This is a genomic window from Citroniella saccharovorans (genome assembly GCF_035481615.1).
Classification (GTDB): Bacteria; Bacillota; Clostridia; order Tissierellales; family Peptoniphilaceae; genus Citroniella; species Citroniella saccharovorans.
The window spans coordinates 166,843-184,517 of record NZ_JAYKOT010000003.1; the positions used below are offsets into that span (position 1 = coordinate 166,843).

General features: G+C 29.3%; 17 protein-coding genes and 5 pseudogenes. All 22 read left to right on the top strand.

From position 1 onward, the window contains the following. The first annotated feature begins 7 nt into the window (after nucleotides 1-7). The 22 genes and pseudogenes from lysS (at nucleotide 8) to VLK81_RS03420 (ending at nucleotide 17,365) form a co-directional block, all read left to right on the top strand. Nucleotides 8-1,927, top strand: a complete 1,920-nt coding sequence (gene lysS / locus VLK81_RS03325; protein WP_324619199.1) for a lysine--tRNA ligase — start codon at nucleotides 8-10, stop codon at nucleotides 1,925-1,927. Nucleotides 1,928-2,153: 226 nt separating this feature from the next. Next, a complete protein-coding gene (locus VLK81_RS03330) occupies nucleotides 2,154-2,804 on the top strand; it encodes a response regulator transcription factor (protein WP_324619201.1) in 651 nt (216 codons plus the stop codon). 1 nt (nucleotide 2,805) lies between these two features. Further along, entirely contained in the window at nucleotides 2,806-3,666 is an 861-nt protein-coding gene (locus VLK81_RS03335) for a sensor histidine kinase (RefSeq protein WP_324619202.1), read from the top strand. 52 nt (nucleotides 3,667-3,718) lie between these two features. Next, on the top strand, nucleotides 3,719-4,399 hold the full coding sequence (locus VLK81_RS03340; RefSeq protein WP_324619203.1) for an ABC transporter ATP-binding protein: 681 nt from the start codon (nucleotides 3,719-3,721) through the stop codon (nucleotides 4,397-4,399). Then, nucleotides 4,392-6,827, top strand: coding sequence for an ABC transporter permease (locus tag VLK81_RS03345; protein WP_324619205.1), 2,436 nt, complete (start codon nucleotides 4,392-4,394; stop codon nucleotides 6,825-6,827). Before VLK81_RS03340 ends, VLK81_RS03345 begins: the two co-directional genes overlap by 8 nt. A gap of 182 nt (nucleotides 6,828-7,009) precedes the next feature. Then, a pseudogene (locus VLK81_RS03350) lies at nucleotides 7,010-7,300 on the top strand (DUF3847 domain-containing protein). Beyond that, nucleotides 7,301-7,588 (top strand): annotated as a pseudogene (locus VLK81_RS09755) (hypothetical protein); the annotation flags it as partial. It lies immediately after the preceding pseudogene. Nucleotides 7,589-7,669: 81 nt separating this feature from the next. Next, nucleotides 7,670-8,722, top strand: coding sequence for a DMT family transporter (locus VLK81_RS03355; protein WP_324619207.1), 1,053 nt, complete (start codon nucleotides 7,670-7,672; stop codon nucleotides 8,720-8,722). 102 nt (nucleotides 8,723-8,824) lie between these two features. Beyond that, nucleotides 8,825-8,938 carry a transposon-encoded TnpW family protein gene (locus tag VLK81_RS03360; protein ID WP_081466042.1) on the top strand — a complete coding sequence of 38 codons (114 nt, stop codon included), beginning with the start codon at nucleotides 8,825-8,827 and terminating at the stop codon, nucleotides 8,936-8,938. A 41-nt stretch (nucleotides 8,939-8,979) separates the two neighbouring features. After that, nucleotides 8,980-9,524, top strand: a pseudogene (locus tag VLK81_RS03365) (type IV secretory system conjugative DNA transfer family protein); the annotation flags it as partial. Nucleotides 9,525-9,586: 62 nt separating this feature from the next. Beyond that, nucleotides 9,587-10,117 carry a ClbS/DfsB family four-helix bundle protein gene (locus VLK81_RS03370; protein WP_324619210.1) on the top strand — a complete coding sequence of 177 codons (531 nt, stop codon included), beginning with the start codon at nucleotides 9,587-9,589 and terminating at the stop codon, nucleotides 10,115-10,117. Nucleotides 10,118-10,331: 214 nt separating this feature from the next. Then, on the top strand, nucleotides 10,332-11,090 hold the full coding sequence (locus VLK81_RS03375) for a type II toxin-antitoxin system HicA family toxin (protein ID WP_324619212.1): 759 nt from the start codon (nucleotides 10,332-10,334) through the stop codon (nucleotides 11,088-11,090). Nucleotides 11,091-11,108: 18 nt separating this feature from the next. Further along, a complete protein-coding gene (locus tag VLK81_RS03380) occupies nucleotides 11,109-11,390 on the top strand; it encodes a type II toxin-antitoxin system HicB family antitoxin (RefSeq protein ID WP_324619214.1) in 282 nt (93 codons plus the stop codon). Between the two features lie 65 nt (nucleotides 11,391-11,455). Next, a pseudogene (locus tag VLK81_RS03385) lies at nucleotides 11,456-11,935 on the top strand (lysine--tRNA ligase); the annotation flags it as partial. 165 nt (nucleotides 11,936-12,100) lie between these two features. Beyond that, nucleotides 12,101-12,364: a hypothetical protein gene (locus tag VLK81_RS03390; RefSeq protein ID WP_324619216.1), complete on the top strand. Its 264-nt coding sequence runs from the start codon at nucleotides 12,101-12,103 to the stop codon at nucleotides 12,362-12,364. Nucleotides 12,365-13,036: 672 nt separating this feature from the next. Beyond that, entirely contained in the window at nucleotides 13,037-13,453 is a 417-nt protein-coding gene (locus VLK81_RS03395; protein WP_324620442.1) for a thioredoxin family protein, read from the top strand. Between the two features lie 19 nt (nucleotides 13,454-13,472). Continuing rightward, a complete protein-coding gene (locus VLK81_RS03400; RefSeq protein WP_157884933.1) occupies nucleotides 13,473-13,955 on the top strand; it encodes a Csac_0668 family 2Fe-2S cluster-binding (seleno)protein in 483 nt (160 codons plus the stop codon). A gap of 166 nt (nucleotides 13,956-14,121) precedes the next feature. Next, the gene (locus tag VLK81_RS03405; protein WP_324619217.1) at nucleotides 14,122-14,265 is read left to right on the top strand and encodes a hypothetical protein; all 144 of its coding nucleotides are present in this window, start codon (nucleotides 14,122-14,124) and stop codon (nucleotides 14,263-14,265) included. Between the two features lie 2 nt (nucleotides 14,266-14,267). Further along, a complete protein-coding gene (locus VLK81_RS09760; protein WP_378143071.1) occupies nucleotides 14,268-14,639 on the top strand; it encodes a hypothetical protein in 372 nt (123 codons plus the stop codon). A gap of 11 nt (nucleotides 14,640-14,650) precedes the next feature. Beyond that, nucleotides 14,651-14,836, top strand: a pseudogene (locus VLK81_RS03410) (conjugal transfer protein); the annotation flags it as partial. Nucleotides 14,837-14,907: 71 nt separating this feature from the next. Beyond that, nucleotides 14,908-15,378 carry a GNAT family N-acetyltransferase gene (locus tag VLK81_RS03415; protein ID WP_324619218.1) on the top strand — a complete coding sequence of 157 codons (471 nt, stop codon included), beginning with the start codon at nucleotides 14,908-14,910 and terminating at the stop codon, nucleotides 15,376-15,378. Between the two features lie 427 nt (nucleotides 15,379-15,805). After that, nucleotides 15,806-17,365: an ABC transporter ATP-binding protein gene (locus VLK81_RS03420; RefSeq protein WP_324619219.1), complete on the top strand. Its 1,560-nt coding sequence runs from the start codon at nucleotides 15,806-15,808 to the stop codon at nucleotides 17,363-17,365. The last annotated feature ends 310 nt before the right edge of the window (nucleotides 17,366-17,675 follow it).

Genomic DNA, 17,675 nt, shown 5'->3' on the forward strand with positions numbered 1-17,675 from the left:
AGGAAATATGACAGATTTAAAAGATTTAAATGAAATGATAAGATTTCGTCATGAAAGGCTGGACGAACTTATTGAAAGAGGAGAAGATCCGCACAAGATAACATCTTTTAAAAATAGGAACTTTATAAAAGATATTAGGGATAACTACTCAGATTATGAAGAAAAAAGCGTTAGAATTGCTGGTAGAATAATGTCTAAAAGGGGACATGGTAAAATTAATTTCATGAACCTTATCGATTCAACTGGAAATATTCAGCTTTTTAATAAATTTAATAATTTCTCTGAAGAAGAATATGGAGAAATAAAAAAGCTTGATATAGGAGATATTGTTGGAGTTGAGGGAGAGGTTTTCACTACAGAAAGCGGAGAAATTTCAGTTAGGTCAAAAAAAATTACCCTTCTTACAAAATCACTACAAATTCTTCCAGAAAAATTTCATGGACTTAAGGACCAAGATTTAAGATATCGTCAAAGATACACAGACCTTATAATGAACCCAGAGATAAAGGATGTTTTTGTAAAGAGAAGTAAAATAATATCAAAGGTTAGGGAATTTTTAGATAGTAAGGGATATTTAGAAGTAGAAACTCCTATATTAAATACAATAGCTGGTGGAGCAAATGCTAGACCATTCATAACTCACCACAATACACTAGACATAGATATGTATTTAAGAATTGCAAATGAATTATACTTAAAAAGACTTATAGTAGGTGGATTTGAAAAAGTATATGAAATGGGCAGAATGTTTAGAAATGAAGGAATGGACCACACACATAATCCAGAATACACTGCAATAGAACTTTATGCAGCATACGAAGACTTTGAAGACATGATGGAGATTACAGAAAATCTAGTTTATTATTGTGCTTTAGAAGTAAATGGAAGTCCTAAGGTTAATTATGCTGGATGCGAAATAGATTTTACTCCACCATGGAGAAGAGTATCAATGGTTGATGCAATTAAAGAATATGCAGGAATAGACTTTGAAGAAATAAAGACTGATGAAGAAGCTAGAGAGCTTGCTAAAGAAAAAAATGTTGAAATTCAGCCTTATTTTACAAGAGGACATGTAATTTCAGAATTTTTTGAAGCCTTCTGCGAGGAGCACCTTATTCAGCCAACATTTGTAACTCACCATCCAGTAGAAATCTCTCCTCTAGCAAAAAAAGATCCAAAGGATCCAAGATATACAGAAAGATTTGAAGCCTTTTGTTCAACTAAAGAAATTGCAAATGCCTTTTCTGAACTAAATGATGCTAGAGATCAAAAAGAAAGATTTTTAGAACAAGTGAAGGCAAAAGAAATGGGCGATGAAGAAGCTCAAATGATGGACTATGATTTTATAAATGCTTTGGAGATTGGCCTTCCTCCAACTGGCGGCCTAGGAATTGGGATAGATAGGCTTATTATGCTTTTAACAGGTCAAGAATCTATAAGAGACGTATTACTTTTCCCAACAATGAAGCCAATAGGCTTAGAAAAGGCAGAAAATAAGGATTCGTCAAAAGAAACTTACGAAACTTACGACAAACTTACGACAGAAGAAATCGACTTTTCAAAAGTGAAAGTAGAGCCATTATTTGAAGATATGGTTGATTTTGATACATTCTCAAAATCTGATTTTAGAGTTGTAAAAGTTAAATCTTGCGAAGAAGTTCCAAAATCAAAGAAACTATTAAAGTTTACTCTTGATGACGGGAGCGGAAAAGACAGAACAATCTTGTCAGGTATCAAAAATTTCTATAGTGCAGAAGAACTTGTAGGAAAAACACTTCTAGCAATAGTAAATTTACCACCAAGAAAAATGATGGGCGTAGAATCATGCGGCATGCTTTTATCGGGCATTTGTGAGTATGATGGAGAAGAAAAACTTCAGCTTATTATGCTTGATGATAATATTCCAGCAGGAGCAAAATTATATTAAAGGACACGCTAATTATGAAACTGGGGTTTGTAATGAATCCCAGTTTAATTTTTATAATGAAGATTGAAAATTGATAAAAAACATTAGTGACTCTAGATTGAAATAAATTAGCTGATCTAAGCAGGGCAGGTTTTTATGTTGCGGTCATAAGTGCTGACATAGTATAGCTATTGTGTATTAAAAAATTTTTAATAGATTTCAAATGTTAATGTATGAGAGGGTTAGAATGAAGAGTGTTTTGATTATAGAGGATAATAAAGAAATTGCTTTACAAATGGAAAAGTATTTAGTTAATAATGGCTATGAGGTAGAGATTGCATCATCTTTTTACGAAGCAAACTATATTATGAATGTAGACATGGATGTGGCACTATTAGACATAAATCTACCAGATAAAGACGGTCAGTATTTAATTGAAAAATTAAAAGATAAAGATATTAGAGTTATAGTTACTACTGTTAAAAATGATGAAGATTTTATAGTTAAAGCCCTTGATCAAGGTGCAGATGATTACTTAACTAAACCATTTTCCATTGCAATATTAAGGGCGAGAATTGATGCAGTTTTAAGGACAATACCTCTAACTCAAGACAAAAAAATCATTTACAAGGATATCAAAATAGATTTAAAAGAATCAAAAGTTTATTTTAAAGGTGATCAAATAGAACTCACTCCACTTGAATATGAAATCCTAGTCTTATTTATTAAAAATCCTCACCGAGTTTATACCAGAGGACAACTTTTGGAAATGTTCTGGGAAGATAGGGATAGGTTTGTAAATGACAATACTCTCACATCAACTATTAAGAGAATTAGAGAAAAGCTTGATAGGGAAATTATCACTACTGTCAGAGGAATTGGATATAGGATGGATTGAGATGCTATATGTATTTTGGATAATAAGTCTTTTACTTCTATATTATTTTTTAGAAAAAAGAAAGAAAAATAGAATAAATGAGCTTATAAATCTGATTGGAAACATGAAAAATCAAAATTACAAAATCCCAATGAAGCAAGATGATTTTTCAATTTTGGAAGATAAAATTTATAAGCTATTTATAGAAATAGTAGAAGCCAAAGAGACAAGTAATAAAAATAGTGAAAAGCAAATAGAATACCTAGAAGATATCGCCCATCAAATTAAAACTCCCATCACATCTATGCTTTTTTCCATAGAAAATTTGGGGATGGATTTTCCAGATATTGAAGATATAGAGATTTTAAAAAGGCAAACAATCAGATTAAATTCTCTATCAGATATTTTACTTAAACTATCAAGCCTTGATGCAAACAAAGATCTTATGAAAAAAGAAAAAATTCGTTTAGATGAATTAGTAGATTATGCTATGGACAGTTTAGACTTAAATAGATCTATCAATATAAAAATAGAGAAGAGTTTAAAGGAAAATAGTATTTGTGGAGATTTTTATTGGCTGGCAGAAGCTCTCATTAATATTATAAAGAATGCTGATAATAGACCGACTTGTGATAAAATTGTGGTTTCATCATACAAAAATCCCCTCTATACAAGCTTAATCATTGAAGACAATGGTGGTGGTATAGAAAAAGAAAATATTAAAAAAATCTTTAAACGCTTTTATAAAACTCCTGATTCAAATGGCTTTGGAATTGGTCTTGCTATGGCAAAGACAATTATCGAAAAAAATAATGGAGAAATTTCTGTTTCAAATACTGATATTGGAGCAAGATTTGAAATAAAATTTTACAATGTCACCTAAAAATCACTTTACTTTTATATGCTTACCTTAACATAAGAAAAAGGAGGCAAGTATGGAAATATTAAAAGTAGAAAATTTAAGAAAAGAATATGGGGAAGGCAATTCCAAGGTGGTAGCCTTAGATGGTATTAATCTAACAATTGAAAGAGGAGAATTTGTAGCTATAGTTGGACCAAGTGGATCTGGCAAATCAACCCTCCTTCATATCATAGGAGGAGTGGATAGTCCAGATGATGGTAAGGTTTATATAGATGGTAACGACATCTCAAAGTATTCTTCAAAAGAATTAGCCTACTTTAGAAGAAGAAAAGTCGGACTAATTTATCAGTTTTATAATTTGATTCCCAACTTAACGGTTCGTCACAATATAGAACTTCCACTAAAACTAGATAAAAGAAAAATAAATCAAGATGAATTTTCAGATATAGTAAAAAAACTGGGTATAGAAAGTAAACTTGACTCTTTTCCAAGTGAGCTTTCAGGGGGTCAGCAGCAAAGAGTTGCCATAGCGAGAAGTCTTATCTACAATCCATCGATCATATTAGCGGATGAACCGACTGGAAACTTAGATAGGAAAAATTCTAAGGAAATTATAGAAATCTTTAAATATTTTAATAAGACTTTAAAACAAACGATTATCCTAATCACCCATGACGAAGAAATAGCCTTACAAGCAAATCGAATTATTACAATAGTCGATGGAAAAATTGTAGGAGATGAAAGAAATGAATAAGAAGAATTTTCCTATTTTTATTTCCTTATTTATTGTAAGTTTGTTTTTTACTGTGGTTTTTTATTATGGTTATACAAATAAACAAGCCAACTATGGATATGCCATGTCAAATAATTTTTATCATTCTGAGATTAAGGATGAGTTATCAAATGAAGAAGTAGAAAAACTAAGGTCTATTGAAGATATCGAATTAATTGGAAAAATGTCACTTAATCCAGATAATGCTAAATATAATAATGATTTTCTTGTCATTAATTATCAGGATGAAGCAATAAATAAAATGAGAGAGTATTCAAGACTTCAAAAAGGAAGATTTGCTGAAAATGAAGATGAAATTGTAGTATCTGAGAGCCTTGCAAAGAAAAATAATATTAATTTAGGTGATGAAATAAAACTTGAAATAGGTAAGAGATTTATAGATGGGGAAGAAATAGGACCTACTAGTGCAAATACTGATAAGGAGATATTTAAAAAAGATTCTACTAAATCTTTTACTGTAGTAGGAGTTTACGGAGACGTTTATAACAAATATAGTAAATTAAATTTTGCTTTAGGATTACAAGAAAAGATGTCATCCTTTAAAACATATGTGAAGTATGATTCATTTCAAAAATCTTATAAAAATAAAGAAAATATTCAGGAAGATATAAATAATAAACTTGGTAGGGATGTAGAACTAAAATTTTCTGATGGATTGATATATTATTACGGTATCGAAAGAGATGCTTTACAAAACATTATGAGTAAAGCGGTTATCGTATTATCTATCTTCGGATGTATAGCCGTCTTTGTATTTTTTATAAAAAATATCTTTTGGGTTTGGGGTCTTCGAAAAATTAGAGAGCTGTCTATATATAAATCTATAGGGTCAACTAATGGTCAAATTTATTTGATGCTTTTAAAAGAAGGTTTAATTATATCAGCCATTCCAATACTTTTAGGTCACATAGCAGGTTATTCCTTTATATATTATTTGTATAGTAATATACAAAAAGGTGATGGAGTAAGTGCCTTTGAAGTAGTAAGATTTAATCCATTATTAAGTTTAGCCATACTATTTGTTTCTTTTATAATTGTTTCCTTGGCTATAAAATCTCCTTCAAAAAAGATTTCTAAAATCAACATTATAGATGGGATTAGAGGAAATATAGATTTTTCCAAGTATAAGAAAAAGAAGAAACAGAACTTATGGCAAGAACTAAGAATTAACAACTTAGCTTCAATAAAATCACAAAGATTTATTTCAGCTATTGGAATTCTAATCATTTCAGTATTTGTAATTGTAATAGGAATTGGAAATTATCTTAGAGACTATTCGTATTATGATAATGGATATAACTTTTCTGTAGATTATTATAGTGATAAGGATGAAGTGCCATCGGTACTAAAAGAGATTGATGAAAAAATTTCTAATGAAAAATCCTATATTTCTAAACAAAAATATGTAATAGTTGAAAATAATAAAGATTTTTCAAAAGAAGCTAGGAATGCAAGCCTAGATAAAGAGGCTGAAAAAAATATTGAAAAATATAATGCAAAGGGAATGGATGGATTTTTAATAGCCTTAGAAGAAGAAGACTTAAAAGAGCTTGGAGGAAATAAGGGAGAATTTCTACTTTATAATATGATCCAAGAAGATTCTTCCATACCTATATCTAAAGCAAAGAAAATTCCATATTTTGATAATCCAACAAGTCTTGATATAAGTATTGGAGATGATTACCAAACAAGTATTAAGATTTCAAAGTCAATAAATGATTTGGGGAAAATTAAGTCTAGAACCATGCCCTTCGATGTGAAAATTTACACCGACTTCGATACATTTTTCAATCTAATGGAAGAAACTGGCGATGAAAAATATAAAAACTATCCTTATACTTTGAATATGAAAGTAAATGACTCCGATGCAAAAGATGCACAAGATTATGCGGAAACCTTAATTAGGGAACAAATTTCACCTGAAGATAGATTTGATATTACTGTAGGGGAAGAGCTAGAAAAGAAAGAATTTGAGAATCTACAAGACCTAATGAAAATTGTATTAGGTATAGGATTAATAATATTAGTTTTAAATATTACAAATGGATATTCATCTATAAATCTAAGTTTGTTGAGTAGAAAAAAAGAAATAGGAAGCTTTTATTCTTGTGGAATGGATTTAGATGAACTCAAAAGGGTTTATGGAAAAGAATATTTAAATGAACAGATAAAATCATTGCTTATAGTTATATTAACTAGTATAGGTGTAATGTTTATAATTTCTATATTCTCATCAAGATTGACTTTTTTAAATCTCCTAAGATACTATGACTATAAATTATTTATAGCATTTTCTTTAGTAGTCTACGGAATAAATGTGCTAATTTATCATTTATCTTTAAAAAGAATTTTAGACAGACCAACTATTGATTTAATTCGAACAATATAATTTCAAAAAAAGTGGAATATATGAATAAAAAGATTGAGTCAAATTTCTTAAAGTGCCTATGATTTTAGGCACTTTTTCTATATCTGATTTTAGGTGATGGTAATATAATATTTTTAATAGTGAAACTATGAAAGGGATAGCAGAAATGTTATCTCTTTTTTAATACAAGAAAGGAGATCAGTATGAAAAAATTAGATCAAATAAAACAAGAGTCAAAAGAAATAAAAGAAAAAATAAACGATACAGAAGAAAGACTAAGGCAACTAAAAAATCAAGAAAATAAGATATTAAAACAAGACATAGTGAAAAGAAGAAAAGAAAGAACTCATAGGCTAATAACAAGAGGATAAGTCTTAGAAAGCCTTATAGAAAATGCAGAAGAACTAACAGATGAAGAAATAAAAATCCTACTAGAAAAAGCAAAAAAGACAAAAGAATTTAAAGAAACACTAAAAATAATGAGCGAAAATTAAAAAAATAAACAGGAAGATTTTTACAATGAGCATACGGCAGAACTTATTTTATTTGAAATTGCAAAGAAATATCTGAAAGAGCATTTAGGTGAAAGCAAGACCTTAAATATATCAAAATGGAAATCAGAAGTTGCCACTTTGAAGAAAGAGAAAAAGAGCCTTTATAGTCAAATATTAGAGATACGAGAAGAAGTTGAACAGGCTGAAAAAGTTAAGACCTGTATAGAACAGTTAAAGGAACACGAAAAGCGACTATCACAGGTAAAGAGAAACGAGTTAGAACTATAAAACTTGGCTTAAATATGGTATAATATTATAAATATTGAGTAAAACAAATTAAAATTTACAGAGCAAAGGGGATGATAAATTTTGAATCATAAAATAAAGACTGGTGCGGTTATATTAGCGTTGTTAGCAGCTGTATTTTATGCAATTAATACGCCAGTTTCAAAATTTCTATTGAATAATGTCACACCAACTTTTATGGCGGCTTTTCTTTATCTTGGAGCTGGTGTTGGCGTTGGAATCATGTATTTATTTCACATAAAAAAAGAGGAAAAAGCAGAGAGACTTACAAAGCAGGATTTACCCTATACAATCGGAATGATTGTGTTGGATATAGCTGCCCCTATATTTTTAATGATAGGTATAAAAATGGGAACAGCATCTAATGCATCACTCCTCGGTAATTTTGAAATTGTGGTGACTACGTTAATGGCGTTGCTTATTTTTAAGGAGCAGGTATCAGGCAAGCTGTGGATTGCAATTGGATTTATTACGCTATCTAGCATTGTTTTGTCATTTGAGGGAAGTGGTAGTTTCCAGTTTTCTATAGGGTCTCTTTTTGTTATACTGGCAACATGTTGTTGGGGACTTGAGAATAACTGTACAAGAAAGATATCAGATAAAAGTACGTATGAGATTGTTTTGTTAAAAGGCATTTTTTCAGGCGGAGGTTCATTTACTATTGCAATGGTACTTGGTGAAAAGATTCCGGAAATGATATACATTGCCATAGTTATGCTATTGGGATTTGTAGCGTACGGATTAAGTATTTTTCTTTACATAAGAGCACAAAGAAACTTAGGTGCAGCTAAGACAAGTGCTTATTACGCTGTAGCACCATTCATTGGTTCGTTTTTAGCTTTTGTAGTAAATGGGGAGAAACTGGCTGTAGAATATTTTATAGGTTTGGCTTTGATGTTGGTAGGAACAGTATTTGTAGTATATGACACTATGATAAATCATCATCTTCATGGTCATACGCATACGATTGTTCATACACATAACGGTGTGACACATACTCATATGATTACACATGAACATGAGCATAATCATTTTGGAAATGAAGAGAGGCATGGTCACAAACATGAAGACTATATAAATAGTCAGGAACATAAATTGGCTCATATACATGGATGATAACTCCCAGTTTATCGAAATGAAATAATTAAATAGAAACAATAATATAGCAACTTACGAAACAGTAAATCAAAAAATGGTTTACTGTATAAACAGTTAATTATGGATATTGGAAAGACAAAATATACTGTAAACCTACATTTTAAGCAAGGTACAGGCGAAACATATAAGGATAAAATACTAAAGTTAATCAAGAGAGAAACAGAGAAGATATAAATTTATCAAAGAAATTTTGTTTATGTCCTTGACAAATCTTCCCAAAAGGCACACTTGTGCTAGAGTGTGGAAAAATGCTTTATGAAAATGGGTATGACATAAAGATATTAAATACAATAAACTTTAAAAAGTCCATGAAATACAATCCCTTTGCATATTTGAGAAGTGAAAAAGATATTTTAAAACTTGTTCAAACCATAATTGCTAACACCAAGGGAGATGGAGAAAAGGCAGGAGAAGATTTTTGGGTAAAGGATGAGAAGTTATATTACACTGCTCTCATCGGTTATATTTATTATGAAGCACCAGAAGAAGAAAAGAACTTTAAGACACTTTTGGATATGATTGACGCAAGTGAGGTCAGAGAAGATGACGAAACCTATATAACACATCAGAAACAAGATCAAATCAAAAATCTTTTGGTCTAAATTACCAAAAAACTGGCAAGGAACTTATGAGCCAAGATGAAATAACTGTAATGGATGGAGGCACGTGTATATACCAGATAAGAGGAGTAAGACTTTTACTATCTGATAAATTTGATATCACAAAACATAAGAATTACAAGTTACTGGAAGATTATGATTGAATATTAAGATATAAATATTTTTGGTATAATATCTATATACAAACCATGGAGGTAGGCATATGAGGTCTTATGAAAGTAAGGAAGAATTAAAAGACGAGATAAAGAAAACTTTTGATAAATACATTTCAGAATTTGATAATATCCCAGAAGAATTGAAAGACAAAAGAGTAGAAGAAGTTGATAGGACACCAGCAGAAAATCTTGCCTATCAAGTAGGTTGGACAACTTTAGTATTGAAATGGGAAGAAGATGAGAAAAAAGGACTAGAAGTTAAAACACCATCAGATAATTTCAAATGGAATCAACTTGGAGAATTATATCAATGGTTTACAGAAGCTTACGCTCATAAATCTTTAAAGGAACTAAAAGAACAATTAACAAAAAATATTGAAGATATTTATCTTATGATAGATGAGCTAACAGATGAAGAATTATTTAAACCACATATGAGAAAATGGGCAGATGAAGCAACAAAAACGGCTATTTGGGAAGTGTATAAATTCATTCATGTGAATACGGTAGCACCTTTCGGGACATTTAGAACAAAGATTAGGAAATGGAAAAAATTAATATTGCAAAACGGATTTTAAATGTATTATGATTGATAGAAAACTATTATTAAAATTTTAATTTTTTGTTTCTTACTAGATTTTAAAAAATGGGAGTATAATAATCTTAATAAAATCATTTTGGAGGTAGCGGAAAACCATAGATATAGCAAAGTAAGATTATATAAAAAGTTAGTTGGAATGAACTCATATGTTTTGAATCTAAACATATAAACCAGAAAGAAATATGGTTAAAATGAAAAAGATTAATAAATTAATTGCGGTTATATTAGCGTTTGCTATGTTAGTAGGAGCTATACCTGTCAGGTCATTTGCAAGTGATAATTCAGATAATTATTACTTATACAGTGATAAAAACAATGAGAACCTAACGCTTGAAGAGTATAGTAAAACAGATGAAGCAAAGATTATATATGCTTCATTATCAGATAAAGCCAAAAAAATCTTTGATAATGATTTGAATGAACTTATTAGAGAAGAAAAATCATGTATCTCAGTAAGAGCATATGCAGCAACTTTATCTTCATTAAATCTTCCAGGACCTGTACTATACTCATTACAAGCAATGATGTCAGGATTTGTTGCTGCTACAGCTGATGGTCCATTACCATTTGGAGATGCTATGTTAGTTGTTGCATCTGTTGCTGCAGTAGGAACACTAGCTATATATTGGGATGAAGTTGCACCAAAATGGAACAGTATAGTAAATGTATTCAAAAATAAGTTTCAAGATTCTGTAAGTACTGTTAATAGAGTTTTTTCAAAAGTTAATGGAGAGGCTAAAAAAAAGGCAAAATCTAAACCAACGGGCAGAAAGGTAAAAGATGTTCACAAAAGACTCAGAAAAGAAGGGTTTGAAAAGACAGGACAAAAGGGAAGCCATGAACAGCGGGAGAAAGGAGATAAGAAAGTAACAGTTCCAAATCATGGAGAAAAATCAGATCTTCCACTAGGTACTTTAAGAAGTATATGGAAACAAGCTGGTTGGATATAATATAAGAGGTGATACTTTATGATTATAGGTTATTATGCAGTATTCAATTATAACTATTATAAAAAAATAAAATATGGGATATCAATAAATTTTCCAGATGTTGAGGGTGCATATACTTGTGCTGACAATATTGAGAATGGTAAAAAATTTGCAAAGGAAGTTTTAGAATTGGTAACTTGTGATCTAAAAGTTAAAGATTTGCCAAAGGTTTCAACTATTAAGGAAATACAGTTAAATTCTAATGAAGAAATTTATTGGATTGAATACGAAACAACAGAATCAGAAGTAGAAAGATTTTAAATATTTTATAAATTAAGGATAATATAATTACTCAAAAAGGCGATAGAAATTAAAAAATCTATCGTCTTTTTTTATACTCAAAATTAGGAGGTAAAAATGCTGCAGATAATTCTAATTTAGATGTAGAAAATGAAAATAAAACTGAAACTAATAAACTAAGTGAAAAATTAGATTTATCAAAAGTAAAAGTTGAACCACTATTTGAAGATTTTGTAGATTTTGAAAAATTTTCAGAGTGTGATTTTAGAGTAGTTAAAGTTAAATCTTGCGAAGAAGTTCCAAAATCAAAGAAACTATTAAAGTTTACTCTTGATGACGGGAGCGGAAAAGACAGAACAATCTTGTCAGGTATCAAAAATTTCTATAGTGCAGAAGAACTTGTAGGAAAAACACTTCTAGCAATAGTAAATTTACCACCAAGAAAAATGATGGGCGTAGAATCATGCGGCATGCTTTTATCGGGCATTTGTGAGTACGACGGAGAAGAAAAACTTCAGCTTATAATGCTTGATGATAATATTCCAGCAGAATCAAAATTATATTAAAGAACACACTAATTATGAAACTGGGGTTTGTACTGAATCCCAGTTTAATTTTTATAATCAACCTATTTATGTTATAATTATTAAAGAAGGAAAACATTTTATACTTTAAACCAAATTTAATAATTCTGATTTTGATTTCAACATTTTGTATTGATTGAGGGGTCTTTGATAAAGAGAATAAAAATAATAATTTCATTAATTTTAATATTCATAGGAATAATACTTGTTGGAGAATATGGTATTACCTACCTTGATAATTTTGCCAATAATTTACCAAATACTACAATTATTTATCAGCCTGGAATGGATTATGAAAAGATGAAAGAGGAAGTAGAGGAAGCAGCTCATAAATATAATGTAGAATTCTTTGTTATTAAACAAGATGTCATAAGTACAAACAAGAAAAATATAATTATTTATAGCTACTAAACTTTAAAATAATAAAGTAAAAATGGGACAAGAGCAAAAATATTGTTGCCCTAATTTTTGAAAATCATCGAGTAGGAAACATGAAAAAAATCACACATTTACTTTTTTTATGCTTAATTTCAATATTTGTTTTTTTCTGTATTGAATATGTTGTATATAAATTCTTTATTCTCCACAATCCATTATATATAGTTACATTTATATTGTTTTTGGTTGTGTTTAATTTGGATATTCAGTTGTTGAATAAAATGAATTTTCCAAATAAGATAATTTCCCCAGCGATTGCGTTAATAACTGTATTTTTAGGTTTGGCACTTTTGAAGTTTTCGCTACCTATTTTGAAATAAATATCGGTTAAAATTAGGCTGAGGAAATGGGGAATTTCTATGCCTTTTACAGATGATTCAAATGGATGATACTTTTTCGGCACTTCTAATATAGTGAGTTCTGTGATATACTTACTCTAAATTAGGAATAATACACCGCTTGTTCGGATGTAGTGTGACGATTGCACTTATACGTCAGAAGCCCAAAAGATTGACGTATCTCATCGTCCATTTCGCAAAGAATTGACGGTCAACGACGACATTCCGCAAGGAATCTCAGTCCCTAAAGGTGAACCTACCATGATCAGTTTGCCTGAGCTATAAAAAATGCCAGAATTATTGAGGTATACAAAATGGAACTGAAAGGGTTAGTAGTATAACAAGCAAATTTAATATACTTGCGATTGGAGAAAACTGGTGTATTGATTCTATAATTAATATTCCTGTAGTTCATTGGTTAGAAAAAAACAATGAAAATATAAAACTTAAAGTAATAGATACAGATAGTTACAGTAAGTTTATGCCTAATGAAAAAGTTATTACACCAACATTTATTATTATGAATCAAGAATATCAGGAGATAGGGAAATGGGTTCAATATCCTAAAAGAATAATAGATGTGGTTGAATCTAAGGACCAAGTTCGAATTATAGTAGAGAAAAGGAGATACCGACAGGGAGAATATATTGTAGATACATTGGAAGAGGTATTAGATATCCTGATTAACTATAGTAATAATATTTATTCAGACAGGAGGAAATAAAGTGAGTCAAGAAAATAAGATAAATCAATCTTGCTGAGGTTCAATACAAAAAACCACTGGTACAGTGGAAGAAAAAGCAAATTGCCCCAAATGTCACAAAATAGGAGAAAAGGTTAAGAATATAACTGTAAAGCATATGGTATCAGAAAACCTTATGGGAAAGGTTGTAGATGAAGAAACTTACTATTTATGTATGAATGAAGATTGTGATGTCGTGTATTATAACTTAAACAATGAAAGAGTTTTTTATAAGGAAGATGTAAAAGTTCCTATATGGTTTAAAAAGGATGCAAATCCCAAATATATATGCTATTGCAACCAAGTTACAGAGCAACAAATTATAAACGCTGTTTTAGATGATGGTGCAAAGAATATTAAAGATATAATTAGACTTACAGGGGCAATGAAAAATGGAAAGTGCGAAATTAACAATCCTTTGGGAAAATGCTGTAGTCCTTTTATTCAAGAAACCATCAATAAGGCATTAAAAAGCAAACAATAGTTTGCGACACATAATTTATAAAGTACGTCACAACAGTAATAAAATTAAAAATAATAAAAAACTATAGAATTAAAATTTTAACTGTTCAGATGTAAAAGTCTGGGTCGCTTTTTTATTTTTCTCGGAAAGGAGGTCATCTATATGGTAAATGATGGAGTTAGGTTAAATGAAAAATAAAAACAGGAAAAATTTAATAATAGTGACTTTAATGATAGGGTTGATATTTATAACTTCTTGTTCTAAAGAAAAAAATGTTAAAAGTGAAGAGTTTCATTTGTTTAAAGAAGAGATGTCATCAAATAAAAAATAGGTGTGATTCAAATAAAATTTTTAAGACCATCCTTATATATTAATTTTGTTACATCTGAAAATTTTAAAATTAATGATGTAAAAAAAGTAATAGATAAATTGAAACCATTCATAAATACCAATCACATGGATGAAATTGCAAGTAAATATTGGGAAAAAGATTCAAAAGTATCTACTGTATATATATCTTTTTATAATGGGAAAATAGATAAGAATGACACAAGAAAGAATCTCGTGTATAGTATATATACAAAGTATTATAAAACTCATGTTGTTGATGACAATCCTTTAAATATAGATGCTTATAGCACATGGTTTATAGAAGTTGATGGGAATGAATATCAACTTGAGGATTACTTAGACGGAGATTATTAAAATTGGTATATTTTTATCTAAGAGTAGTAAGACATTTCTTGTCTGATAAATTTAATATTACAAAGCATAAGAATTACAAGTTATTTGAATATTATGATGAGAGAAATGTTTTTGATATTGAAAAGTATATTACACGAAAGGGTAAAGCTAAGATAAATGGTAATACAGTGATAACAAGATTGAAATATTTACTGTAAGAGTCTACACATGCGAGGGACTATCTAATATAATAGAACTAGATAAATTAGAATTTGAGGGGGATGTTGAAATGATATTCATTCAGGAGATACCTGTTTCAAAAATCAACGAGTATTGGGACATTCAGTTTCAGTATTTGGTAAATGACGGGTTTATAACGACGGAGGAAGAAAAGAAATACTTCCAGAGCGCGGAATATCGAGATGTATTGCAAAGTCATATGTTGCGCACTCCGGACACTCAACACATGGTATATTTTGTGCGTGACGGAGTTAAAATAGGCGCTTCTCAGTACTGCACTTACAAAAGCGAGGACGGAAAATGTTTCATTCTTGATTTTTGGGTGTTCCCAGAGTATAGAGGGAACGGGACAGGACACAAATGTTTCCAAACGCTTATGGAATACACAAAAAACGACGGCGCAATGTATTACGCCATGAACTACGCAAAAGAGGATTCGCATAGATTTTGGGCATCGCTTGGTTTCTCTGACAATGGAATAGATGAATACGGCTTACCATTAATGATAAAAAGAGCTTAACAAATCTCAGTTTGTCGAGCCAAATAATTAAATAAAAACGCAAGAGATGATAGTTACTTTCGATATTGAAATTGCTTAGATCTTCAGCTAAAATTAGGTTTAAATTTTTAGTCATATTAGTGGTTATAGACATTGTTTGTACAATCCTACCTATTCTATTAGGAATGCAAATTATTAATATAGGTATTGTGTGTATGCTTGCATTGTTGATTTGCAATTTGATTTTAAGTTTGTCGGAATTAAATGATGAGATCTTAGCTACTAAAGGATAAACTATTTCGAGTTTTAAAATTGCTAACGGTATAGCAAACGTTTTAAGAGTTTGTATGTATCAGATTTTTGATTTAGATAGAACTATATTAAACAATATCTTAATATTAAAATTATTAAATTTATAAAATAAAAACTTTAATCTCAGGAGAAAATTATGATAAGAGATAAATATAAAAAGAATTTTTCTAAGATTTTACTCCTATTTTTAACAGGAATTATTGTAGGAAGTTTAAGTATTTTTCCTATGGTTTTCATTCAAAAGGTAGTTGATTATCTAACTATAGGAAATAAGAGTGAGTTTATAAAATACATAATACTATATTCAATTGTTTATATTTTGGTTAATCTTTTTAAGATTAGTCTTGTTAACTTTGGTTCAAAATTTGAACTAAATTTGAATAGAAGTATAAGGGATGAGATTGTTGAAAGCATTTTAAAGACAAAAATTGATTTATTAGAACAAGCTGGTCAAAGTAATGTTTTTAATGTATTAGTTGACGATCTAAAATCGCTTGATGACAAGTTAATTCCACTTATTTTTGACTTGGGATTTTCAATATCAAGTTTTGTAATTGGATCAATCATAATAATAAAATATGACTATATAATGTTATTTGCTATGATTATTATCTCTATTATTTCAAGTATAGTAATTCAAAAGATATTAAAGGGTTCAGAAATAGCATCTAAAAATAGTCAAATTCAAAGGCTCAATGTAATAAATAAATTTTTTGACATTATTGTAGGTGCAAGGGATATTAAATTATTTAATAAAGAGAAGGTATTTACTAGAGAATTCCAAAAGGAAAACATTGAATTAAATATCCTGGATAAAAAAATTGTAAATATAAAAAATATTTCTCAAGCACTTGTAAGCTTACTCTTTAATTTAATTATGGCTACTTTAATTCTAATTGGGGGTATGCGCGTTAGTAGGGGGAGCTTATCTGTAGGTGCATTAGTAGCAATTATTTTGTATGCGTCAATGATTACCGATCCAATCTTTAATATAATAGAAAATCAAAAAGAAATTTCCACTTTCAAAAATTCTATTAAGAGAATAGATGATACTTTAAGAAATATAGAGAAGGAAAATATAAATTTAGTTGAGGATTTTAGTACAATTGAATTTAAAGATGTTTCATTAAATTATGGGGATAATCATATTTTAAATAATTTCAATTTAGTCATAAATAAGAAAGATAAATTAAAAATAAATGGCAGAACTGGCTCAGGAAAATCGACAATTGCAAAGCTAATAACCAACATGTACAAACCTACTTCTGGTAATGTTTATGTTGATGGCAAAGAAAATCAGGCAATATCCCTATCAGCAGTTTTTCAGGAAAATAAATTATTTAATATGTCAATTATTGATAACATCACATTCAAAGCTAAGTTTGACGAGGACAAATTGAATAAAATTATTAAAATTTGTAGGTTAGGAGAAGTTTTAGAGAAATATTCAGCAAACAAGATTGGCTTTGATGCCACAACATTATCAGGAGGAGAAAAGACTAGAGTTTTATTGGCAAGAGCTTTGTACAAGGACTCCTGCCTATACATTTTTGACGAAATAAGTACAGGACTTGATGAAATTTTATTCTACGAAATATTTGATGATCTGATGAAATATTTAGAATCAAAAACAATTATAACCATTGACCATAAACATATTGACGAAAATTATTTTACAAAGAGTATTTCTATTTAAATTGTGATAAAAGATAGAAATTTTAGGAATTAATAGTATCTAAAAATTCTTTAGTTGTATTTGACTTAGGATTAGTTACATCATAATTTTAATAAGAGCAATCACTATTTAAAAGGAAACAAGAACTTACTTTAAATATCTACTGATAAATCTTAATATATAATTTGAACTACTAAAGATGGATAGGAAAATATTTCTTATCCATCTTTTATATTTTAAATCATTATCATAAGCAAAAAAACTTAGTATTTCAAAATAAAAGGCATTAGAAACGACAATAAGCTTATTAATAATAGCTTTAGTTTTTTTT

What these genes read in the sequence shown, in the direction of transcription:
- VLK81_RS03330 (WP_324619201.1), top strand. Translation starts at nt 2,154, where the DNA reads ATGAAGAGTGTTTTGATTATAGAGGATAATAAAGAAATTGCTTTACAA.
- VLK81_RS03415 (WP_324619218.1), top strand. Translation starts at nt 14,908, where the DNA reads ATGATATTCATTCAGGAGATACCTGTTTCAAAAATCAACGAGTATTGG.
- VLK81_RS03420 (WP_324619219.1), top strand. Translation starts at nt 15,806, where the DNA reads ATGATAAGAGATAAATATAAAAAGAATTTTTCTAAGATTTTACTCCTA.
- VLK81_RS03360 (WP_081466042.1), top strand. Translation starts at nt 8,825, where the DNA reads ATGGATATTGGAAAGACAAAATATACTGTAAACCTACATTTTAAGCAA.
- VLK81_RS03405 (WP_324619217.1), top strand. Translation starts at nt 14,122, where the DNA reads ATGAAAAATAAAAACAGGAAAAATTTAATAATAGTGACTTTAATGATA.
- VLK81_RS03335 (WP_324619202.1), top strand. Translation starts at nt 2,806, where the DNA reads ATGCTATATGTATTTTGGATAATAAGTCTTTTACTTCTATATTATTTT.
- VLK81_RS03340 (WP_324619203.1), top strand. Translation starts at nt 3,719, where the DNA reads ATGGAAATATTAAAAGTAGAAAATTTAAGAAAAGAATATGGGGAAGGC.
- VLK81_RS03345 (WP_324619205.1), top strand. Translation starts at nt 4,392, where the DNA reads ATGAATAAGAAGAATTTTCCTATTTTTATTTCCTTATTTATTGTAAGT.
- lysS (WP_324619199.1), top strand. Translation starts at nt 8, where the DNA reads ATGACAGATTTAAAAGATTTAAATGAAATGATAAGATTTCGTCATGAA.
- VLK81_RS03375 (WP_324619212.1), top strand. Translation starts at nt 10,332, where the DNA reads ATGAAAAAGATTAATAAATTAATTGCGGTTATATTAGCGTTTGCTATG.
- VLK81_RS03380 (WP_324619214.1), top strand. Translation starts at nt 11,109, where the DNA reads ATGATTATAGGTTATTATGCAGTATTCAATTATAACTATTATAAAAAA.
- VLK81_RS03370 (WP_324619210.1), top strand. Translation starts at nt 9,587, where the DNA reads ATGAGGTCTTATGAAAGTAAGGAAGAATTAAAAGACGAGATAAAGAAA.